Origin of the sequence: Micromonospora sp. NPDC048909, assembly GCF_040649635.1 — a bacterium.
Lineage (GTDB): Bacteria > Actinomycetota > Actinomycetes > Mycobacteriales > Micromonosporaceae > Micromonospora.
In genome coordinates, this window is record NZ_JBEZFU010000002.1 from 300,004 (window position 1) to 321,424 (window position 21,421).

The following is a 21,421-nucleotide window of genomic DNA, read 5'->3' on the forward strand; positions in this document are numbered from 1 at the left end:
GGCTGCGAAGATATATCGGGGGGCGTTACAAGACGAGGGGCGGAAATGGCCGGGCCGGCTCCGCGTGGTGCGGAGCCGGCCCGGGCCGGGATGGAGTGGGTGCTCAGCAGTCGTAGTACATGGCGAACTCGTGCGGGGTCGGGCGCAGACGCACCGGGTCGACCTCGTTGGTCCGCTTGTAGTCGACCCAGGTGGAGATCAGGTCCGGCGTGAAGACGCCGCCGTCGAGCAGGTAGTCGTGGTCGTCCTCGAGCGCGTCGAGCACGGCCGGCAGTGAGCCCGGCACCTGCTTGACGTCGCCCCACTCCTCCGGCGGGAGGTCGTAGAGGTCCTTGTCGATCGGCGCCGGCGGCTCGATCTTGCTCTTGATGCCGTCCAGGCCGGCCATCATCATCGCCGAGAAGGCGAGGTAGACGTTTGCCGACGGGTCCGGCACCCGGAACTCGACGCGCTTGGCCTTCGGGTTGCTGCCGGTCACCGGGATGCGGGTGCAGGCGGAGCGGTTGCGCTGCGAGTAGACCAGGTTGACCGGCGCCTCGAAGCCCGGCACCAGCCGGCGGTACGAGTTGATCGTCGGGTTGGTGAAGGCCAGCAGCGACGGGGCGTGGTGCAGCAGGCCGCCGATGTACCAGCGGGCGGTGTCCGACAGGCCGGCGTAGCCGGTCTCGTCGTAGAAGAGCGGCTCACCGTTCAGCCAGAGGCTCTGGTGGGTGTGCATGCCGGAGCCGTTGTCGCCGAAGAGCGGCTTCGGCATGAAGGTGGCGGTCTTGCCGTTGGCCCAGGCCTCGTTCTTCACGATGTACTTGAAGAGCTGGAGCTGGTCACCGGCGTGCAGCAGGGTGGAGAACTTGTAGTTGATCTCGGCCTGGCCGGCGGTGCCCACCTCGTGGTGCGAACGCTCCACGCTGAAACCGGTGTCGACCAGCCGGCGCACGATGCTGTCGCGCAGGTCGGCGTAGTGGTCGACCGGCGGCACCGGGAAGTAGCCGCCCTTGTACGCGGTCTTGTAGCCGCGGTTGCCGCCCTCCTCCTCACGGCCGGTGTTCCACGCGCCCTCGATCGAGTCGATGTAGTAGAACGCCTGGTTCGCGGAGGTCTCGTGGCGGATCGAGTCGAAGATGTAGAACTCGGCCTCGGCCCCGAAGTAGGCGGTGTCCGCGATGCCGCTGGCGGCGAGGTAGGCCTCGGCCTTCTTGGCGACGTTGCGCGGGTCGCGGGTGTAGGCCTCGCGGGTGAACGGGTCGTGGATGAAGAAGTTGAGCGCGAGCGTCTTCTGCGCCCGGAACGGGTCGATGAACGCGGTGGCGACGTCCGGGAGCAGGAGCATGTCCGACTCGTGGATCGCCTGGAAGCCGCGGATCGACGAGCCGTCGAAGGCGAGGCCGTCGGTGAAGAGATCGTCGTCGACGGACTCCACCGGCAGGTTGAAGTGCTGCATCACGCCGGGCAGGTCACAGAAACGTACGTCGACGAACTTCACGTCCTCGTTCTTGAGGTATCGCAGCAGTTCCTCGGGATTGGCGAACACACGTCCTCCTGGCACGTCCACTGGGTGGCTAGGCTGTTGGCGACGCTATGACCAGGCGGTTGCCCGGCCGTGTCTCCTATGTTTCTGCCGTGTTACGTCCCTCGCGGAGCGTCATTCGTACTGCTCCCGGGCCGCAGGCCGGCCTGGCGGCGGCGTCGGCCTGTGCCATTCTAATGACGAATATTGCTATTAGTCTGAATTGGCGCGCCACGTCGACGCGGCCGGTCCGCCCGTCCTCGGATCCCCTGGATACCCTTGACCGCTGTGACCAACCCGCGTGATCAGCACCCGGTGCCGCCCGCCACCGACCCCGCCTTCACCCCGCCCAGCCTGGGGCGGCGGTTCGGGGCTCTGGTGATCGACTGGGTGCTCTGCATCCTGGTGGCCAACTTCTTCGCCGACCCGGTCCGCGACGGTTGGGCCCCGGTGCTGGTGCTGGTCCTCGAGTACGCCGTCTTCCTCGGCCTGTTCGCCCAGACGCCGGGCATGTACATCACCCGCGTCCGCTGCGTCGCCTGGCTCGACGGCGGCCGGATCGGGCTGGCCCGGGGGCTGCTGCGCGGCGTGCTGCTCGCGCTGGTCGTACCCGCCCTGATCATGGACGAGCACCGCCGGGGCCTGCACGACCGGCTCACCGGCTCGGTCGTCACCGCCGCTCCCGCCCGCGCCTGACCGCGCCTCGCTCCGCCGCGACGGCCTGCTGCCCGCCGCGTCGGTCAGTGCAGGCAGCCCCGAGCCCTCGGGGATGCCTTCGTCGCGGGCGGAAACGGCGAGAGCCGGGCCCGACCGGGCCCGGCTCTCGCACGACGTACGACCGGGGTCAGCGGCCCCGGGTCTGGCGGAACGCGCCGCGTGCCGGCCGCATGTTCTTCGGGATCGCGCCCTTGGGCAGCTGCGGCCGGGCGGTGAGCGCCTTGAGCCGCTTGTCGAGCGAGTTGACGTCCTTGCCGCTGAGGCTGCGGGGCAGCCGCATCAGCGTCATCCGCAGCTTGCGGATCGGCAGCTCGCCCTCCTCCTGCCCGATCACGTAGTCGTGCAGCGGGGCGTTGCCGATGACCTTGGCCAGCCGGCGCTTCTCCTGGCCGAGCAGGCCACGGACCCGCTGCGGGTTCCCCTCGGCCAGCAGGATCACGCCCGGCCGGCCGATGACCAGGTGGACCATGTCCATCTGGGTGGTGGAGCTGACCGCGGGGGTCACCCGCCAGTCACCCCGCATGCTCTCCATGATCTGCGCCGCCGCGCCGGGCTGCCCCTCGGCGGCGTTCATCATCGCCTTGTTGGACCGCAGGTTGAGCACGATCAGCACGGCGAGCAGGGTCAGCAGGATGCCGATCGGCAACCAGATCCAGCTCCAGAGGATCACCGCGACCACGGTGAGCGCGAGCGGGATCAGCACCGCGCCGGCGGCCAGTGGCGCGAACCACCGGTCCTGCTTGGCGGTGAACTTGAACACCATCCCGATCTGCTTCAGCCGCTGGCCGAACGAGACCTTCTCCTGGGGCTTTGCCATGCGGCCAAGTCTAGTGGGCGGCGCTCGTCGAAGGTGATCCGCGCCCGGGGTAGCGGCCGGCTGAGTACCTTACGTCCGCCGAGCGGCCGGTAAGGGGCCGGTAAGGAGGTGGTGACGGCCGAGGATGAGGCGCCGTCCCCATGCCCCGGCACCACCTTCGGGCGAAGAGTCAACGTCAGAAGTTGACCGCATCGCACGACAGGAGCCAGACATGTTCGGCAACGACGCAGACTTCCTGCTCTCCCTGCACCGCACCCACGCCGCCGAGCTGCGCGCCGACGCCGCCGCCGACCGGCTCGCCCGGTCGGTGCCGCGCTCCGGGATGCGCGGCTGGCTCGGCCGCCGGCGTCAGGTCGGCCGTACCGACGCCCGCCGGTGAGCGCCCCCGCCACGGTGAGCGCCCCCGCCGCGGTGACCGCTGGCCCGGCCGCCCCCTCGGCGCGAACCGGGCCGGCCGACGGCGGCCAGCCGCCGGCCGCCACCGTCGTCGACGCGGCCGAGCGCGGTGGTCCGGGGGCCGGCGGCCGGCCGATCGACGGAAACGGTGCGGGCGCGGTCCATGGCATGCTCGGTGCCGTGACCGCACGCGCCGCCAGCACCGTCCTCGTCGGCCGCCGGCGCGAGCTGGCCGCGCTGCGCGACGCGCTCGGCCGGGCCCGCGCCGGAGAGCCCACCGCCGTGCTGGTCGGCGGCGAGGCCGGGGTGGGCAAGACCCGGTTGCTGGAGGAGTTCCGCCGGCTGGCCGTCGACGCCGGCGCCCGGCCGCTGGTCGGCCAGTGCCTCGAACTCGGCGAGGCCGGGCTGCCCTTCGCCCCGTTCGCCGCCGCGCTGCGCGAGGTGCTGCGCAGCGACGGCGCCGAGGTGTTCGCCGGGTACGAGGCCGAGTTCGCCCGGCTGCTGCCGGAGCTGGCCCGGGTGCCGGCGGTCGTCGGCGCGCCGGCGCCCCTTCCGCTCACCGACGCCCCGCGCGGTTACCTCTTCGACCTGGTGGCCGAGCTGTTCCAGCGGCTCGCCGACGCCCGGCCGCTGCTGCTGGTGATCGAGGACCTGCACTGGGCCGACCGGTCGACCCGCGACCTCATCGGTTTCCTGGTCCGGGCCGCCCGTCCCGGCCGGCTGCTGCTGGTCTGCACCTACCGCACCGACGAGCTGCAGCGCGGCCATCCGCTGCGCCCGTTCCTGGCCGAGCTGGACCGCGCCCGCGAGGTCGAGCGCATCGAGCTGGCCCGGCTGGACCGGGACGGCACCGGCGCGATCCTCGCCGACCTGCTCGGCGCCGAGCCGGCCGCCCGCGCGGTCGACGACATCCACGACCGCACCCAGGGCAACCCGTTCTTCATCGAGGAGTTGGCCGCGGCCGGCGACCCGATCGGCTGCGCGACCCTGCCGGACACCCTTCGCGACCTGCTGCTCGCCCGGGTCGACCGGCTGCCCGATCCGGCCCAGCGGGTGCTGCGGATCGCCGCCGCCGGCGGCACCCGGTTCGCCCACCAGCTGCTCGCCCAGGTCGCCGGGCTGCCCGAGGCGGAGCTGGAGGACGCGCTGCGCGCCGCCGTCGCCGCCCAACTGGTGGTGGCCGACCCCGAGGGCGGCTACGAGTTCCGGCACGCGCTGGTCCGGGAGGCCGTGCACGACGAGCTGCTCCCCGGCGAGCACGCCCGGCTGCACGCCCGGTTCGCCGCGGCCATCGAGGCCCAGCCGCACCTCGTCGTCGCCGGCCGTGCCCCCGCCGAGATCGCCCACCACTGGTACGCCGCGCACGACCACCCGCGCGCCCTGGTCACCGCCCGCGCCGCGGCCCGCGCGGCGGCCGACCGGTACGCGTACGCGGAGCAGAGCCGGCTGCTGGAGCGGGTGCTGGAGCTGTGGGAGCTGGTCCCCGACGCCGCCGACCGGCTCGACATGGATCACCTCGCGGTGCTGGAGGAGACCCTCGACGCGACCGTCACCGCCGGCGACTACCAGCGCGCGCTCACCCTCGCCCGGGCCGCACTGGCCGAGGTCGACTCCGCGGCCGAGCCGCTGCGTGCCGCCCGGCTGCTCGACCGGCTGGGTCGGATGCTGTCCATGCTCGGCAAGAGCGACGGCGCCGCCGAGCTGGCCCAGGCGTACCGGCTGGTGTCCGGGGTGCCGGACGGGCCGCAGCGGCTGGAGCTGCTCGCCGCCGTCGCCTCCCAGCTGGCCCGGATCGACCCGGTGGACGGCGTCCGGATCGCCACGGACGTACTGGCTGCGGCGGAGGCCGCCGAGGTGGACACCGCGCTGCTGCCGGTGCAGCTGGCCGTGCTGTGTCACCGCAACGACTCCGCCGACCTCGGGCTGGCCGAGATTCGCCGCGCCGAGGCGGTGGCCCGCGCCACCGACGACGTCCCGACGCTGGTCAGCGCGTTGGTCTACATCTCCGACGTGCTCTTCGAGCTGGGCCGCTACGAGGAGTCCGCCCAGGCCGCCGCCGACGGGGTGGCCGAGGCGCGCCGGGTCGGCATCAGCCGCTCCACCGGCGCGTACCTGCTCTCCAACCGGGCCGAGGCGCTGCTGGCCCTGGGCCGGTGGGCGGAGGCCGAACGGGTCTGCGCCGACGCGGCCCGGATCGACCCGCCCGGCGTCGCGGGGCTGCACTGGCTCCAGCTGCGGGCCGGGCTACGGCTGGCCAAGGGCGATCCCGGCGCGGACGAGGCGGTCGTCCGGGCGCTGAGCTTCCTCACCCGGCCCTACCTGCACCCGCACCTGCGGCTGCCGGTGGACGAGCTGCGGGTGGAGGCGGCCCTGGCGGCCGACGACCGGGTCGAGCTGCGGCGCGCGGCCGAGGCGGCCCTGGCCGACGACTCGCTCCCGACCTACCCCCGGTACGCCTGGCCGTTGCTGGGCGTCGCGGCCCGGGCCGCCCGGCAGCTGGACGACGCCGGGCTCGCGGCCCGGGTCACCGCGCTGGCGGCGACGGTGCCGGTCCGCTTCCCGGCGGAGCGGGCGTACGCCGCCCAGGTCAGCGCCACCGTCGTAGCCGGGCCCGACCCGCTGGCCGCCTGGCGCGCCGCCGTCGCGGCCTGGCGGACCGACGGCCAGCCGTACCCGCTCGGCCGGGCGTTGCTGTCGCTGGCCGAGGCGGCGGCCCTGGCGGGGGAGCGGGACGAGGTGGCCGCCGCGGTGCAGGAGGCGGCGGCGCTGGCCGACGCCCTCGGCGCGAAACCGCTCGCCGAGCAGGCCGCCACGCTGGCGCGCCGGGTCGGGCTGCGCGGCGCGGCCCGGGGCCGGCCCGGTGCGGACCTGCTCACCGACCGGGAGCGGGAGGTGCTGCGGTTGGTCGCCGAGGGGCACAGCAACAGCCGGATCGCCGAGCAGCTCTTCATCTCCCCGAAGACGGCCAGCGTGCACGTCTCGCGGATCATCGCCAAGCTGGACGTCACCAACCGGATCGAGGCCGCCGCCCTCGCTCACCGGCTCAACCTGCTCGCCGACCCCAGCCCACGCTGAGCCCGCGCCGGGCCGCGCCGCGCCGGCTGCCGGGTCAGGCGCGGGACAGGTAGATGCGGTAGCCGTCGACGGTGACCAGGTCGAGGCTGCCGGGGCTGCTGCGCATCCGGTCGTCCAACCGGGACGCCAGCGGCGAGCCGGCCGGCGCCACCCAGGCCGGCACCGCCGAGTCCGCGACCGCCCGCCGGTACGGGGCGTACCGGTCGAAGCCGGGGCGCAGCTCGTCGTCGACCACCGCGCAGATCACGTCCTCGCCGCTGGCGAAGGTGAGCCGGTTGCAGGTCCAGTAGCCGGCGTAGACGTGTCGGACGCCGAGCCCCCGCAGGGTGCCGACCAGTTCGGCGTGCCGGGCCTCGGCGGCCCGCGCGGCCGGTGCGGTGCCGGCCGCCCGGTAGGTCGCGTAGCCGGCGGTGAGCAGGGTCGCGGTCAGCACGGCGGCCGCGCCCACCGCCGCGAACCGGGCGGGCCGGGAGCGTGCGCTGTCCAGCCGGTCACGAGCGGTGCGCCACAGCGGCCAGAGCAGCGCGGGCAGGGCCACCAGCAGGCAGGACAGGTAGCGCGAACTCTCCACCGGGGTGAGGCCGGCGGCGCTGCTCAGCACGTACGCGGCGAGGGTGGCCGCCGCGGCCGCCACCAGGGCGAGCCGGACCGCACCGGCGACCCGCCCGGCCACCGGACCGCCCGGATCGGTCCCGGGGGCGGACGGCGACGCCGGGGCGCGCAGCGCCCGCCAGGCGGTCACCGCGCCGAGCCCGAGCAGCACCGGCAGGGCGACCGCCCACCAGAGCTGCCAGGTCGCGCAGTGGCTCGGCGAGCAGAAGCCCATGCCCAGCGGCGGGCCGAGCAGCAGACCGCCGTGCAGCCGGTCCGCCCAGCCGGCCGGCACGTCGCCCCCGCCGGCGGCCAGCACGGCGTCGAGCGGATTGCGGCCGGTCGCCAGGCTCTGCCCGAGCAGCGGCGCCGCGCCGACCAGGGCCGCGACGACCAGCAGCGCGCCGGCCCGGCCGAGCAGCTCCCGCCCACGGAAGGCGAGCAGCACCGCGCCGGTGCCGAGCACGTACGGCAGCACGAGGGGGTCCACCCAGAGCATCAGCCCGGCGAGGAACCCCCAGGCCGCCCAGCGGGGCAGCCGGCGACCGGCCCGGCGGGCGCAGAGGTCGAACGCGAGCAGGGCCAGCCCCACCGCGGCCGGGTTCATCTCGGGGTAGCCGCCGCCGGCGATCAGCTGGTTCTTGATGATCCGGTCCGAGCCCAGCGCGAGCAGCACCACCACCAGCAGGGCGAACCACCGGTCGCCGGAGAGCCGCAGGGTCAGCCGCCAGGCGAGCAGCACGAAGAGGGCGTACAGCGCCAGCGTGGGCAGGCGCAGCCCGAGCACCGACGGCCCGGTCAGCGCGAGCACCGGCGCGGCCAGGTACGCCTCCAGCGTCCCCATGTACGCCTGGCCGTAGAACCAGACCGGGAACTCCTGCCCCCGGGCGATGTGCAGCGCGGCCAGGCCCATGGTGGCCTCGTCGCTGTTCGTCGGCGGAGCTGCGGACAGCAGCAGGACGAGCCGGTAGGCCACCCCGGCCAGCAGCGCGAGCACGGTCAGCGCCCCCGCCAGCCGGGCCCGGGCGGACCCGAGCAGCGCGCGGGGGGCGTCGCGTGGCTCCTGGCGTACCCCGGCGGTCATGGCCCGATCATGGCACCCACCCGCCGGCGGACCGCGCAGCGGTGCGGCGGGTCAGCCGGCGGTGACCGGGCTGGCGGCGCGGGCGTCGAGGGCCTGGCGGTAGAGCCGGCCGGCCCGGTACGACGAGCGCACCAGCGGCCCGCTCATCACCCCGGCGAAGCCGATCTCCTCGGCCTCCTCGCGCAGCTCGACGAACTCCTCCGGCTTCACCCAGCGGGTGACCGGGTGGTGCCGGGCGCTCGGGCGCAGGTACTGGGTGATGGTGATCAGCTCGCAGCCGGCCTCGTGCAGGTCGCGCAGCGCCTGGGAGATCTCGGCGCGCTCCTCGCCCATGCCCAGGATCAGGTTGCTCTTGGTGACCAGGCCGTCGGCGCGGGCCTGCCGGATGACGTCCAGCGACCGGTCGTAGCGGAACGCCGGCCGGATCCGCTTGAAGATCCGCGGGACCGTCTCGACGTTGTGCGCCAGCACCTCGGGCCGGGACCCGAAGACCTCGGCGAGCTGCTCGGGGACCGCGTTGAAGTCCGGGATCAGCAGCTCGACGCCGCAGCCGGCCTGCAACGCGTGGATCTGGCGGACCGTCTCGGCGTAGAGCCAGGCTCCGCCGTCGGGCAGGTCGTCGCGGGCGACACCGGTGACGGTGGCGTAGCGCAGGCCCATGGTGACCACCGACTCGGCGACCCGGCGCGGTTCGTCGGCGTCGAACTCGGCCGGCTTGCCGGTGTCGATCTGGCAGAAGTCGCACCGACGGGTGCACTGGTCGCCACCGATGAGGAAGGTGGCCTCGCGGTCCTCCCAACATTCGTAGATGTTGGGGCAGCCGGCCTCCTGGCAGACGGTGTGCAGCCCTTCGCGCGAGACGAGCCCACGCAGCTGGGTGTACTCCGGTCCCATCGTGGCCTTGACCTTGATCCACGGCGGCTTGCGCTCGATCGGCGTCTCGGCGTTGCGCGCCTCAATCCGCAGCATGCGCCGCCCCTCGGGGGCGGGCGTCGCGGTACGCGCGGCCGGGCCGGTCGTCGGCGCGGAGTGCTCGATCGTCACGAAAGCGAGCCTACGCCGGACGGCGGCCGTCGATGTACGCCAGGCGACCGGCGTCACGCCCAGGGGCCTGTGACGCCGCACACCCGGGCGGTGCGAAACGGCGTCACATTCGGCGGGGGTGGGTGCTAGGGTCGCCGGCAACAGCGACGACGGAGCCGAGTAGCGCCCCGCCCCGCCAGTGCAGAGAGCCGCCGGTGCTGAGAGGCGGTCTGGCGCCGGGGCCGCGAAGACCCTCCCGAGCTGCGGGAAGAACGGCTGCGGGAGACCGCGCCCAGTAGAGCCCGCCCGGCTGGCCCCGGTCATCAGGCGACGAACGAGGCTCCCGTCCGCGGGGGCGAAGGTGTGGTGGCACCGCGAGGACCCGCTCGCCCACACCTCCCGGGATCGCGTTGCGATCGATCGAGGAGGTAACCGCCGTGCAACGCATCCTCTCCACCCAACTCACCCACCATGTCGGCGAGACCGTCCGGATCGCCGGCTGGGTGCACCGCCGCCGGCTGCTCAAGTCGGTGGCGTTCCTGATCGTCCGGGACTCCGCCGGCCTCACCCAGGTGGTGGTCACCGACCCGGCGGTCCGCGCCGAGGTCGAGGCGCTGACCGAGGAGACCGTCGTCGAGGTCACCGGCACGGTGGTCGCGCGCAGCGGCGACGCCGTTCCCAAGGTCGCGACGGCGACGACGCCCGCCGGGGTCGAGCTGACCGCACCGACGGTACGTCCGCTCGGCCCACCCGCCGTGCCGCCGCCGTTCGACCTCTACCGGCCGGCGCTCACCGCCAGCCTGCCCACCCAGCTCGACAACGCGCCGACCGCGCTGCGGCACCCGTCCCGCTCGGCGGCGCTACGCGTCTCGGCGGCGGCGGTGGCCGGTTTCCGGGCCGCGCTGGACGCTCGGGACTTCGTCGAGATCCACACGCCCAAGGTGGTCAGCTCGTCGACCGAGAGCGGGGCGAACGTCTTCGCGCTGGACTGGTTCGGCCGGCCCGCGTACCTGGCCCAGTCGCCGCAGTTCTACAAGCAGCTGATGGTCGGCGTCTTCGAGCGGGTCTACGAGGTGGGCCCGGTGTTCCGGGCCGAGCCGCACGACACCGTCCGGCACCTGGCCCAGTACACGTCGCTCGACGCCGAGCTGGGTTTCGTCGCCGACCACCGGGACGTGATGGCCGTGCTGCGCGACGTCGTGGCCGGGATGCTCGGCGCGGTCGCCGAGCGGGGCGGCGGCGCGCTGGCCACCCTCTCAGTCGAGCTGCCGGCGGTGCCGGCGCAGATCCCCGAGGTGCACTTCACCGAGGCGCTGAAGATCGCCGGCGCGCCGGCCGACGAGCCGGACCTCGCTCCGGCGCACGAGCGGGCGCTCGGGGAGTGGGCCCGCCGCGAGCACGGCTCGGACTTCCTCTTCGTCACCGGGTACCCGATGGCGAAGCGACCCTTCTACACCCACCCGGACCCGGCCAGGCCGGCCTACAGCAACGGCTTCGACCTGCTCTTTCGGGGGCTGGAGCTGGTCACCGGCGGGCAGCGGCTGCACCAGCACGCCGACTACCTGGCGGCGCTGGCGGCCCGGGGCGAGCCGGTCGAGCCGTACGCCGGCTACCTGGACGCGTTCCGGCACGGGATGCCGCCGCACGGCGGCTTCGCCATCGGCCTGGAACGCTTCGTCGCCCGCCTCACCGGCGCGACCAACATCCGCGAGGTAACCGCCTTCCCCCGCGACCTGCACCGCCTAACCCCCTAACCCCCAACCCCCTGACCCCCTGACCCCCTGACCCGCCCCCCGCCCCACCCCCCGCTCGGACCGTGTCGATCATGAGGTCGGCGGCGGTGATGGAGATCGACATCGCCGTCAACCTCATGATCAACCGCGTAGGCGCGGGGGTGGGGCGGGGCGGGGTCAGGTGGGGGTCAGGCGGGGCCGAGGAGGTCCCAGCGGTTGCCGGCGATGTCGCGGAAGACGGCGACCTGGCCGTACGGCTCGGTGCGCGGTGGGCGGACGAACTCGACGTCGGCGTCCCGCATCCGGCGGTAGGTGGCCGCGAAGTCGTCCACCTCGAGGAAGAAGCCGACCCGGCCGCCGACCTGGTTGCCGATCGCGGCGGTCTGCTCGTCGCCGTCCGCGCGGGCGAGCAGCAGGCCGGTCTGCGCGCCGGGCGGGCGGACCACCACCCACCGCTTGGGCCGGCCGTCGGTGGTCAGCGATGGCTTGTCCTCGACCAGTTCGAAGCCGAGCACGTCGGTGAAGAAGGCGATCGCCGGGTCGTACTCGGCGACCACGACGGTGACGAGGTCGACCCGCATGCGGCTCACTCGGCGGTGTCGGTGACCAGCGTGGCCAGGTGGCGCTCCACCACCGGCAGCACGTCGGCGACGGTGACCGGGCGGCCCAGCTCGGCGGTGAGCGAGGTGACGCCGGCGTCCCGGATGCCGCACGGCACGATCCGGTCGAAGAAGCCCAGGTCGCAGTCGCAGTTGATCGAGAAGCCGTGCAGGGTGACCCCACGGGCCACCCGGATGCCGATCGCGGCGACCTTGCGGGCCGGCCCGCGGTCGTCCTCCGGCACCCAGACGCCGCTGCGCCCGTCGATCCGGCCGGCGGCCAGCCCGAACTCGGCGCACACGTCGATCAGCATCTGCTCGGTGCGCCGCACGTAGGCGACCACGTCCACCGGGTCGGGCAGCCGCAGGATCGGGTAGCCGACCAGCTGCCCCGGGCCGTGCCAGGTGATCTTGCCGCCCCGGTCCACGTCGACTACGGGGGTGCCGTCAGTCGGCCGGTCCCACGGCTCGGTGCGCTTGCCGGCGGTGTAGACGCTCGGGTGCTCCAGCAGCAGCACGGTGTCGCCGCGCTCGCCGGCCACCACGGACTCGTGCAGCCGACGCTGCTCGTCCCAGGCTGCCCGGTAGTCCAGCAGGCCGGCGCGTACGGCCGTCAGGCCGGAAATCGTCGTGGTCACGGCATCCAGCGTAGTCCCGCGACCGGCTTGGATCGCTGGTGAGCCGCCTCACCAGCGGGGCCGGTCAGGCCGGCGGGATGCGCCAGAGCCAGACGTCGTCGACCCGCTGCGGCTGGCCGAGCAGCATGGTCGCGGTACGCCGGACCGCCTCCTCGTCGACGTCGAACTTCGCCCCGTGCACCCGGTCCGGGAGGACCACCGCCTCGACCTTCCAGTAGGCCAGGTCGGCGCGGACCTCACGCATGGTCCCGTCGGTGACGATCGGCACCAGCCCGGTCTTGCCGGCCTGGTCCATCAGCGCGCTGAAGGTGCGGGGCACCGGGCCGATCCGGCCCCGCCCGTCCGGGCCGCCGGGGCCGAGGAAGAAGCCGGCCGGGATGCGGAACTCGCCCTGCCGGTGGGCCAGGGCGTACGCCTGCCAGCGCTGGCCGTCCGGGTAGATGTCCACGGCCACCGGCACCGGGGTGAGCACCCCGCCCGCGGAGACGTGCTCCCGCCAGGTGCCGGCGGTGATGAACCGCGGGATCGGCTCCCGCTCGTGGGTGAGCAACGGGGTGGGCAGCAGCGGTAGCAGGGCCACCGCGAAGCCGAGCGCCCAGGCCAGCTCGGTCGAGCGGTGCCGGGGCGGCGCGGCGCGGAGGTGGTCGACGGCGTACGCCAGCAGCAACCCGATCACCGGAGCCACCACCAGGGCCAGCCGGGCGGGCAGCGCGGCGTTCACCACCGGCAGGTGGCCGAGCAGGTCGAACGGCATCGGCACGTCGGTGCGGTCGCCGTCGACCTTGGCCACCGGCCCCCAGGAGAGCACGCTGAAGACGACCGCGATCACGCCCAGCGCCCAGAGCGTGGCGCGGCGGCCCGGGTCGGCCCGTCGCCAGAGCACCACGAAGCAGAGCACCGCGAAGAGCAGCAGCGGCAGCCCGAAGAAGGAGTTCTCCTCGGTCGGGTTGGGCGCCAGCGAGGTGCCCAACCCGGCCTCGCCGGCCAACGAGCGCCGCGGGTACGCGCCGAACGCGACGATGTCCTCGGAGTGGATCACCGGATCGAAGCCGGTGCCGTGGAACCGTTGCGGGCCGGCGAAGTGCAGCCAGAGCGGATACGCCAGCAGCGCGCCGGCGACCAGTGCGGTCACCCCGAGCCCGCGCAGGAAGTTGGGCAGGGCGGCCCGCGCCTGCGCCCGGCGGGCGGGGTGCAGCGACCAGACGGCGACGAAGACGCCGAGCGCGAGGGCGGTGAAGAACAGCCCCTCGGCGGCGATCGAGAAGGCGACCGCGACCAGCAGGCCGAGCACGATGCCGTCCCGCAGCCAGTGCCCCGGTCGGCGCAGCGCGAACAGCCGCCAGATCAGCAGCGGCACCAGCCAGCCGGCGGTCCAGTTCAGGTGGGCGTTGGCGTGCGACACCATGCCGGGGGAGTAGGCGATGAAGAGCCCGCCGACGGCGGCGGCGAGCCGGCTGCGGACCAGTTGCCGGGAGAACAGCCAGTACCAGGCGACCGCGGTGGCCGCCAGGTTGAGGGTGAGGATCACCAGGAACGTCACCGGCGGCCCGACCAGGTAGGTCAGCGGTGCGAAGACCACCGCGTACACGGTGATCGAGGTGTTCACCGCGAGGTTGACCCCGTCCGGGACGTTGATCAGGTAGGTGAAGAACGGGTTCTCCCCGTGGGTGAGCGCGTTGCCGCCGAAGGCCAGCAGCCACTCGAAGAGCGCCTGGTCGCTGGAGTTGACCGTGACGGTCCGGACGTTCGGGTCGCGCCACAGCCCGCTGGTGACCCAGACGGCCAGCGCGAGCGCGGCCAGCACCACGATCAGGTCGGCCCGGCGGTCCCGGGTGGCGCGTGGCCGGGCGGCGGGCGCGGGCCCGGTGGCCAGGGACGGGGAGGTCGGCACGCAGCGGACGTTACCAACCGGACCTGGACTCGCCGGTCAGACACGGAACCTTCGGGCGGACATCCCGCCGAGCGGAGGCCGAACCGGACACACATCCTCACATCCGTAAATGTGTGAGCGTGGCCCATGTCACACCGCTGACACGCCGACGTAACGTCGCGGCAATTCGCAGGTGACCCAGTTCACAATTCGCCCCGGGAGGCCGCCGTGCGCCGCTCCTCATCCCTGCTCACCCGACTGATCGGCGTGGCCGCCGGGCTGGTCCTCGCCGCCGTGGGCGCCGTCGTCGTCGCCGCACCCGCCCAGGCCGCCAGCCTGACCCAGGTTTCCAGCTTCGGCTCCAACCCCGGCAACCTCGCCATGTACGCCTACCGGCCGGACAACCTGCCGGCCAACGCGCCGGCCGTCGTGCTGCTGCACGGCTGCACCCAGAACGCCTCGGGCTACTTCACCAACTCCGGCTGGCGCAAGTACGCCGACCAGTGGCGGTTCGCGCTCATCGTGGCCGAGCAGAAGTCCGGCAACAACGCCAGCAGCTGCTTCAACTGGTTCGAGACCGGGGACACCGCCCGGGGCCAGGGCGAGGCGCTGTCGATCAAGCAGATGGTCGACCACGCCAAGGCGAACTTCGGGGTGGACGCCTCCCGGGTCTTCGTCAGCGGCCTCTCCGGCGGTGGGGCGATGAGCTCGGTCATGCTCGCCACCTACCCGGACGTCTTCGCGGGCGGCTCGATCATCGCCGGCATCCCGTACCGCTGCGCCACCAGCATGGTCAACGCGTTCAGCTGCATGAACCCGGGCACCGACAAGTCCCCGGCCGCCTGGGGCGACCTGGTTCGCGGCGCGTACTCCGGCTACACCGGGCGGCGGCCCCGAGTGGCCATCTGGCACGGCACCTCGGACACCACGGTCGCGCCGATCAACGCCACCGAGTCGCGCGACCAGTGGACCAACGTGCGCGGCATCTCGCAGAGCCCGACCAGCACCGCCTCGCTGCCCGGCGGCACCAGTCTCGAGGTGTACGGCAACGACGAGGTGCGCCTCTACCGGGTCTCCGGGATGGGCCACGGCACCCCGGTCGACCCGGGCACCGGCGCCGAGCAGTGCGGCAGCACCGCCGCGTACTTCCTGGACACCATCTGCTCGACGTACCGGGACGCGGTCTTCTTCGGCCTGAACGGCGGCGGGACCAACCCGACGCCGACTCCGACCGCCACCCCGACTCCGACGCCGACCCCCACGACGCCGCCGGTCTGCGTGACCGCCAGCAACTACGCGCACGTCAGCGCCGGCCGGGCCCACCAGTCCGGCGGCTACGCCTACGCCAACGGCTCGAACCAGCAGATGGGCCTCTACAACACCTTCTACACGACCGCCCTCAAGCAGACCGGCCCCAACTACTGGGTGATCGGCTGCTGACCCCGACCCGGATACCGGCCCTGGTGATCAAGAAGTTCGCGTCAGATTCGGCCCCCGGCCTGACGCGAGCCTCTTGATCACCGCGGCAATGGGGGGTCAGTCCGTGAGGGCGGCGTGCAGGGCGCTCGCCAGGTCGGGGTGGCGGTAGGGGAAGGCGGCGCGGGTGAGGGCGCCGGGGAGCACGCGGGAACTGGACAGCGCCTCGGTGGCGAAGCCGCCGAGCACCACCTTCAGCGCCACCGCCGGGATCGGCATGATCGCCGGCCGGTGCAGCTGCCGGGCCAACTCCCGGGTGAACTCGGCATTGGTCACCGGGGCCGGGCCGACCATGTTCACCGGGCCGGCCAGGTCGTCGGTCTCCAGCAGGAACACCACCGCGTCCAGGAAGTCGGCCATCGACATCCACGGCCACCACTGCCGGCCGCCGCCGAGCTTGCCGGAGACGCCCAGCCGCATCGGCAGCAACTGCGGCTTGAGCATCCCGCCGGCGCGGTCCAGCGGCAGGCCGATCCGCAGCCGGGCCACCCGGACGCCGGCGTCCTCGGCCGGCCGGGTGGCGGCCTCCCACACCCGGCACACGTCGGCGAGGAAACCCTCGCCGGCCGGCGCGTCCTCCTCCACCGCGCGGTCGCCGGTGTCGCCGTACCAGCCGACCGCCGACGAGTTGAGCAGCACCGCCGGCCGGTCCTGCGCCGGCAGGCCGGCGATGGTGATGGCCAGCGTGGTGGTGCTGTCCACCCGGCTGGACCGGATCAGCTGCCGGTACTCGGCGTTCCACCGCCGGTCGCCCACGCCCGCGCCGGCCAGGTTGACCACCGCGTCGGCCTGGGCCACCACCGCCGGGTCGAGCTGCGCGGCGGACGGATTCCACTGTCGCTCGTCGGAGGCACGCGGCGGGCGGCGGACCAGCCGGGTGACCTGGTGGCCGTCGGCGGTGAGCCGGTCCACCAGCCGGGTGCCGAGGAAGCCGGACACGCCGGCCATCAGGATCCGCATGCCTCCATCTTCGTGCAGGCCGGCGCCGGTGTGCGCGTCGGAGGGCCAATGTCACGGGAAGCGGGCGACGGCTCGATTTTCTGCCGGCCGGCCCGGCACCTGACGAAAGCCCATGTCATCGGCGGTCACCGGCGCGGAAAAAGGCGGCGGGCGGCATCCCGCGCGAATTGTGTTTTCCCAGGTCAGAGGGAAGGTGAATGCGTTGTTCGCATTTGCCCGCGGGGGTGGAATGAATCAGCATGAGTCATCCGGACGGCGTCCCCCATTGGTGGGGAGGATGTCCCCTGCCCGCCGCCGGGTCGATTCCCGAGGAGAGGCCATGCCGATTTTGGTCACCGGAGCGACCGGAACCGTCGGAGGCAGCCTGGTCCGGCAGTTGGTGGCCGCCGGTCACGAGGTGCGCGCGCTGACCCGGGATCCCGCATCCCCGGCGGCGGCCAGCCTGCCCCGCCAGGTGGAGGTGGTGCCGGGCGACTTCGCCACGCCCCGGACGCTGGTTCCGGCGCTACGGGGAGTGGAGCGGATGCATCTGGTCGCGATGGACGGCTACGGGCCGCTGACGACCGGCCCGGAGATCCTGGAGCTGGCCCGGCAGGCCGGCGTACGGCGGGTCACCCACCTCGGCCACAACGATCCCAGCCGGGACGACGACGACCCGATCGAAGCGGATCATCGGCCGCTGCACCGGGCCATCGAGAACTCCGGTCTGGAGTGGACGCACCTGTTCCCCGGCGAGTTCATGGCCAACACCTCGGAGTGGGCGCAGAGCATCCGGGCCGAGGGCGTCGTCCGGGCGCCCTTCGGTGACTGGAGCAGCGCCATGGTCCACGAGGCGGACATCGCCGCTGTCGCCCTCGTCGCGTTGACCGAGGACGGCCATGCCGGGCGGACGTACTGGCCCACCGGCCCGGAGCCGGTCCGCCGCCGCGACGTGGTCCGGATGCTCGGCGAGGCGATCGGCCGGGAGGTCCGGTTCGACGAGCTGACCCCGGAGCAGGCCCGCGAGCACTGGCAGGGCTGGTATCCCGAGGAGGTCATCGAGTGGTTCCTCACGATGGGGGAGCACCCTGACGGCAACGCCTGGGTGGCTCCCGACGTCGAGGAGGTCACCGGCCGTCCCGGGCGCACGTTCCGGCAGTGGGCCGCCGACCACGCCGACGACTTCCGCTGAGCGGGCGGCCACCGCGGCCCGCTCAGCGGCGAGCGGGCCGCGGCCGCCGCGTCGGGTGCGGCGAGCTCAGCGGTGACCGGGGCAGGTCGGCGGCCCGGGCGGTCAGCCGGCGTGCGCCGGGCGCAGGTCGGCCAGCAGCCGTTCGACCTCGGCGAACGCGTCGTCGCCGAGCGGGCCGAGCGCCAGGGTGGCGAAGTTCTCCGTCGCCTGGGCCACCGTGCGGGCGCCGGGGATCGGCACCGTCCGTGGGCTGCGGGCCAGCAGCCAGCCGAGCGCGCCCTGAGCGAGGGTACGGCCGTCGGCGGTGAGCGCCGCCCGGACCTGCTCCACCCGGGCCGCCCACTGGGGAGTCGGCCGGCCGTCGGTGAACCAGACCAGCCACTCCGGTGCCCTCCCGCGCACGTCGTCCGCCCCGACGGCGCGCGTCGAGCCGGTGAGCAGGCCCATTGCCAGCGGACCCCGGTTGAGGCTGGCCAGGTCGTGGCCGTCGCAGACCGCCAGCATCGCGGCGTTGTCGGCCAGCAGCGACTGGTCGTGCTGGATCGCGGCGCAGTGCGGGCCGGCCGCCGCGAACGCCTCCGCCGAGTCCGGGTGATCGGTGCTCCAGCCGTACGCCCCGATCTTGCCCTGGGTGACCAGGTCCTCCAGGGTGTCGACCAGGTCGAGCGCGGCGGGCACCGGCAGGTCGTTGATGTGCAGCTGGTAGAGATCGACGTGGTCGGTGCCGAGCCGGCGCAGCGATTCCTCCAGGCTCCGCACCGCGTACGCCGGGCTGGCGTCGGTGTCGATCCACTGCCGGGTCGCCTCGTCGGAGCGGTTGCCGAACTTGGTGGCGATCACCACCCGGTCCCGGCGGCCGGCGAGCGCCCGCCCGAGGACCCGCTCGCTGTGCCCCGCGCCGTAGTTGCTGGCCGTGTCGAAGAGGGTGACGCCCGCGTCGAGCGCGGCGTGGATGGTCCGGATCGATTCGGCGTCGTCGACCTCGCCCCAGCCGAACGGCTGCCCGCCGTCGCCCCACAGTGGTCCGCCGATGGCCCAGCAGCCCATGCCGATCGCGCTGACCTCGATCCCGCTGCGGCCCAGTCTCCGTGTCGTCGTCATGCGCCCAGCTTCCTCGTTCGAGTGCGCGCGAAGTCAAGCCGGAACGGGCGCCCGTTCCGGGAAGCCAGGGGTACGGGCGGCTGCCGGCCTGATCGACTCCGTGTCGCCGGTATGGCGGTGTCCCGGGCGCGTCGGATACCGCCAGGCCGGCGTCCTGGTGTGGATCAAGTCGGAATGATCTCGAGTCGATCACCGGTGCCGAGTGCCACGCTCGTGTCGGTCAGGTGACGGCGCCGGCCGATCCGGCGGTCGTCGGACGGACCTCGATGACGATCGGGCGCGCGCCCAGGCACTGCGGGGCGAAGTGGGCCACCACGTAGTCCCAGGTCGCCTTGGCCTCGCCGTAGCTGAAGGTCGGTTCACCCTGCAGGTAGACGTTCAGCAGCCCGCGGGGGATGGCCCAGCCACGCCACCAGCTGTTGGTCTTCGGCGAGTACATGATCCGGTCCACCCCGTCGGTGTGGCAGAGCCCGAAGTAGTGGCCGAGTTCGTGGATCGGCACGTACTTCCAGAGCTGGTCCGGGGTGTTGTCGATGAACGAGACGCCGGAGGTGCTCTTGCCGTCCAGCCCGCAGGCGCTGTCGTGCAGGTTGTTCGCGATCCCGCGCAGGCCGTCGGTGTAGCGGAAGACGCCGGCGGCGACCGGATGGCAGAGGTCGGCGGTGGCGCCCGCCGGGTCGGCGGTCTTGTTCCGGCGGCCGAGCACGTCGGTCAGGAAGCCGGTCAGCGCGAGATGGGTGTTCGGCCGGTCGTACCCCGGGTGGACGATGTGGGCGGCGGCGGTGACCGGCCGGGTCTCCTTGTCGAAGTCCAGCATCAGTGCCAGCTCGCGCCCCTTCTCGCTGGCGGTCGAGACCTTGGTGTCCAGGGCGCCGTCGCGCATCGGCAGCACGATGAACGGCGGGCCCTGGGCGCCCCGTGAGCTGAGGTAGGTGTCCAGGTCGTCGGCGGAGATCGGGTTGTCGAACTCCCCGCCGCCCCCGCCGCCCAGCACGGTCCCCTTCTTGAGGGTCTTGTAGCGCTTGCGGTTCCAGAAGCCCTCGTCGTACTCGAAGCCGCAGAGCGCCCGCAGGTTGATCGCGCCCTGCTCGTGCAGCACCACCAGGTTCGGCGCGGTGGGGTCCGCGTCGGTCATCGCCTCGGAGTCGAGCACCGTGCGGTACGCGGTGGCGTGCAGGCGAAGCCCGAACGCGCCGTGGTCGAGGCGGATCGCCGCCTTGATGTCGGTCAGCGTGTCGCCGGAGTACTTCGCCTCCAGCAGGCCGCGTACGTAGCGGCGCAGCCGCTCCTTGTTGATCTCCTCGATGATGTAGTCGAACGTGTCGCCGAGGAAGACGATCCGGCCCAGCCGGATGAGCCCCAGCAGCGCGCCGATCACCATCCGCAGCAGGCCGTCGAGGATCCGCCGCCAGTCGAGCGTCACGATGCCGACGACGACGTCCCACAACCCGCCGACGATGTCGACGAGCGCCTCGACGACCACCCCGACCAGCTTGCAGACGGTGCGGATCACCCATTTGCCGACGATGACGACCACCCACCGGATGACCTTCACGAAGTACGTGACGAACCAGCAGACCCAGCCGCGCGGGTCGTACCAGGGGTAGTCCTTGCACTTCTTCTCCTGCCGCTCCTCCCATTCCTCGACGGGCTTGGAGACCTCCTCCTCGACCCATTCGGTGATTTCGGTGCAGACGAGTGCCATGAGAGATCCCCTCCTTCGGGTCAGGAGGCTGAATGCAGGGAGCGCAGTCGCGCGAGCAGGCGCCTTCGGCTCCAGGCCAGGCCGAGGAGCTTGTCGGCGACCGCCGTCGTGAGACAGCCGGCCGCGGCCACGGCGACGGCCCGGCCGCCGCTCGGCCCGATCAGGACGGCCGCGGCCCCGGCGGCGACGAACGCCACCGCCGCCCAGGTGCAGCCGCAGTCGTTGAACAGGTGCCGAATCGCCCTGGCCGCTCGGTCACGCTCGGTGTCATCGAGCCCGGGCATCGTGACGGTGACCCGGTCGAGATGGGGGCGCTGTAGCCACGAGACCAGCGTCTCCGCCCGATCGAGATCAGCTTGGTCGGCGATCTCGATGTTCACGGTGTGTCACCTTTCCACGACACCTCCAATGTGGGCGTGGGGTGTCGTGGCGTCAAGGGACCGATCGGCTGGCCGTGTGTCGGAAGTGCGGTAGTCAGGACGTCGAGGGCCGGCGGTCAACCCAGTCGGTGATGAGCTGGCGCTCGGCGAAGAGCCAACGATCGCCCTGCCGGACGAAGGTGTCGTGGTACCGGATCGACATGACCATGAGGGTGCGCTGCCCATCCTCGGTCCAGAGGTGGTGCGCCAGGCAGTAGGTCTCCCCGGTGGCCCGGTCACCGTCGAGCTTCACGGTGCTCTGGCCGTTGAAGTGGGTCGTCCGCTCGTAGTTCGCCAGCCCACCGAAGGCGGCCGCCAGCTCGATCCGACCGGTCAGCGCCTGCGTCGGCTCGGTGCTGTCGGGTTCGCCGTCGTACACGGCGACGCGGGCCTCGTCGGTGAAGAGCGCAGCCTGCCCCTCGGCGTCGCGCCGGTCCGCGAGACGGGCGTAGGCGTCGACCAGGTCACGGATCGCGAGCCGGTCAGCTGCCTCGTCGGAAAGTTGTCGGGGAGTGCTCATGGTGGGTCCTTGTGGTCTGCGG

At 73.1% G+C, this 21,421-nt stretch carries 18 protein-coding genes; 6 read left to right on the forward strand and 12 right to left on the reverse strand.

All coding sequences use genetic code 11. The features are described 5' to 3' along the window. Nucleotides 1-103: 103 nt before the first annotated feature. The gene (glnA, locus tag AB0C04_RS07605; RefSeq protein ID WP_357049883.1) at nucleotides 104-1,528 is read right to left on the reverse strand and encodes a type I glutamate--ammonia ligase; all 1,425 of its coding nucleotides are present in this window, start codon (nucleotides 1,526-1,528) and stop codon (nucleotides 104-106) included. Between the two features lie 291 nt (nucleotides 1,529-1,819). Between glnA and AB0C04_RS07610 the strand changes: the two genes are divergently transcribed. Continuing rightward, nucleotides 1,820-2,200: an RDD family protein gene (locus AB0C04_RS07610; protein ID WP_357050762.1), complete on the forward strand. Its 381-nt coding sequence runs from the start codon at nucleotides 1,820-1,822 to the stop codon at nucleotides 2,198-2,200. Nucleotides 2,201-2,348: 148 nt separating this feature from the next. Here AB0C04_RS07610 and AB0C04_RS07615 read toward each other — a convergent pair whose 3' ends face one another. Further along, nucleotides 2,349-3,038 carry a DUF4191 domain-containing protein gene (locus AB0C04_RS07615; protein WP_357049886.1) on the reverse strand — a complete coding sequence of 230 codons (690 nt, stop codon included), beginning with the start codon at nucleotides 3,036-3,038 and terminating at the stop codon, nucleotides 2,349-2,351. Nucleotides 3,039-3,249: 211 nt separating this feature from the next. On the opposite strand from AB0C04_RS07615, the gene AB0C04_RS07620 reads away from it, so the two are divergent. Both AB0C04_RS07620 and AB0C04_RS07625 read left to right on the forward strand, forming a co-directional pair. Beyond that, entirely contained in the window at nucleotides 3,250-3,417 is a 168-nt protein-coding gene (locus AB0C04_RS07620) for a hypothetical protein (protein WP_350872180.1), read from the forward strand. Beyond that, the gene (locus AB0C04_RS07625) at nucleotides 3,414-6,509 is read left to right on the forward strand and encodes an AAA family ATPase (protein WP_357049889.1); all 3,096 of its coding nucleotides are present in this window, start codon (nucleotides 3,414-3,416) and stop codon (nucleotides 6,507-6,509) included. Before AB0C04_RS07620 ends, AB0C04_RS07625 begins: the two co-directional genes overlap by 4 nt. Before the next feature lie 34 nt (nucleotides 6,510-6,543). Here AB0C04_RS07625 and AB0C04_RS07630 read toward each other — a convergent pair whose 3' ends face one another. Further along, nucleotides 6,544-8,184, reverse strand: a complete 1,641-nt coding sequence (locus AB0C04_RS07630; protein WP_357049892.1) for a hypothetical protein — start codon at nucleotides 8,182-8,184, stop codon at nucleotides 6,544-6,546. A gap of 51 nt (nucleotides 8,185-8,235) precedes the next feature. Next, nucleotides 8,236-9,228 (reverse strand): lipoyl synthase, encoded by a 993-nt coding sequence (lipA, locus tag AB0C04_RS07635; protein WP_357049895.1) that lies wholly within the window; start codon nucleotides 9,226-9,228, stop codon nucleotides 8,236-8,238. 416 nt (nucleotides 9,229-9,644) lie between these two features. Between lipA and aspS the strand changes: the two genes are divergently transcribed. After that, nucleotides 9,645-10,961 (forward strand): aspartate--tRNA(Asn) ligase, encoded by a 1,317-nt coding sequence (aspS, locus tag AB0C04_RS07640; protein ID WP_357049898.1) that lies wholly within the window; start codon nucleotides 9,645-9,647, stop codon nucleotides 10,959-10,961. Nucleotides 10,962-11,128: 167 nt separating this feature from the next. Here aspS and AB0C04_RS07645 read toward each other — a convergent pair whose 3' ends face one another. The 3 genes from AB0C04_RS07645 to AB0C04_RS07655 form a co-directional block, all read right to left on the reverse strand. Beyond that, nucleotides 11,129-11,521 (reverse strand): VOC family protein, encoded by a 393-nt coding sequence (locus AB0C04_RS07645; RefSeq protein ID WP_350872190.1) that lies wholly within the window; start codon nucleotides 11,519-11,521, stop codon nucleotides 11,129-11,131. Between the two features lie 5 nt (nucleotides 11,522-11,526). Continuing rightward, on the reverse strand, nucleotides 11,527-12,177 hold the full coding sequence (gene lipB, locus AB0C04_RS07650) for a lipoyl(octanoyl) transferase LipB (RefSeq protein WP_350872192.1): 651 nt from the start codon (nucleotides 12,175-12,177) through the stop codon (nucleotides 11,527-11,529). A gap of 64 nt (nucleotides 12,178-12,241) precedes the next feature. After that, the gene (locus AB0C04_RS07655) at nucleotides 12,242-14,068 is read right to left on the reverse strand and encodes a DUF2079 domain-containing protein (RefSeq protein ID WP_357049902.1); all 1,827 of its coding nucleotides are present in this window, start codon (nucleotides 14,066-14,068) and stop codon (nucleotides 12,242-12,244) included. Nucleotides 14,069-14,275: 207 nt separating this feature from the next. On the opposite strand from AB0C04_RS07655, the gene AB0C04_RS07660 reads away from it, so the two are divergent. Further along, on the forward strand, nucleotides 14,276-15,487 hold the full coding sequence (locus tag AB0C04_RS07660; protein ID WP_357049905.1) for a PHB depolymerase family esterase: 1,212 nt from the start codon (nucleotides 14,276-14,278) through the stop codon (nucleotides 15,485-15,487). Nucleotides 15,488-15,583: 96 nt separating this feature from the next. On the opposite strand, the gene AB0C04_RS07665 is transcribed toward AB0C04_RS07660, so the two are convergent. Beyond that, nucleotides 15,584-16,483 (reverse strand): TIGR01777 family oxidoreductase, encoded by a 900-nt coding sequence (locus AB0C04_RS07665; RefSeq protein WP_357049908.1) that lies wholly within the window; start codon nucleotides 16,481-16,483, stop codon nucleotides 15,584-15,586. Between the two features lie 319 nt (nucleotides 16,484-16,802). Between AB0C04_RS07665 and AB0C04_RS07670 the strand changes: the two genes are divergently transcribed. Further along, nucleotides 16,803-17,654 (forward strand): NAD(P)H-binding protein, encoded by an 852-nt coding sequence (locus AB0C04_RS07670; RefSeq protein ID WP_357049911.1) that lies wholly within the window; start codon nucleotides 16,803-16,805, stop codon nucleotides 17,652-17,654. A 102-nt stretch (nucleotides 17,655-17,756) separates the two neighbouring features. On the opposite strand, the gene AB0C04_RS07675 is transcribed toward AB0C04_RS07670, so the two are convergent. The 4 genes from AB0C04_RS07675 to AB0C04_RS07690 all read right to left on the reverse strand — a co-directional run bounded on the left by AB0C04_RS07675 (nucleotide 17,757) and on the right by AB0C04_RS07690 (nucleotide 21,399). Next, nucleotides 17,757-18,755, reverse strand: a complete 999-nt coding sequence (locus AB0C04_RS07675) for an aldo/keto reductase (RefSeq protein ID WP_357049914.1) — start codon at nucleotides 18,753-18,755, stop codon at nucleotides 17,757-17,759. Between the two features lie 220 nt (nucleotides 18,756-18,975). Next, nucleotides 18,976-20,460: a hypothetical protein gene (locus AB0C04_RS07680; RefSeq protein ID WP_357049917.1), complete on the reverse strand. Its 1,485-nt coding sequence runs from the start codon at nucleotides 20,458-20,460 to the stop codon at nucleotides 18,976-18,978. A 20-nt stretch (nucleotides 20,461-20,480) separates the two neighbouring features. Then, a complete protein-coding gene (locus AB0C04_RS07685) occupies nucleotides 20,481-20,840 on the reverse strand; it encodes a hypothetical protein (RefSeq protein WP_357049920.1) in 360 nt (119 codons plus the stop codon). Between the two features lie 94 nt (nucleotides 20,841-20,934). Further along, on the reverse strand, nucleotides 20,935-21,399 hold the full coding sequence (locus AB0C04_RS07690; RefSeq protein ID WP_357049923.1) for a nuclear transport factor 2 family protein: 465 nt from the start codon (nucleotides 21,397-21,399) through the stop codon (nucleotides 20,935-20,937). Nucleotides 21,400-21,421: the final 22 nt, after the last annotated feature.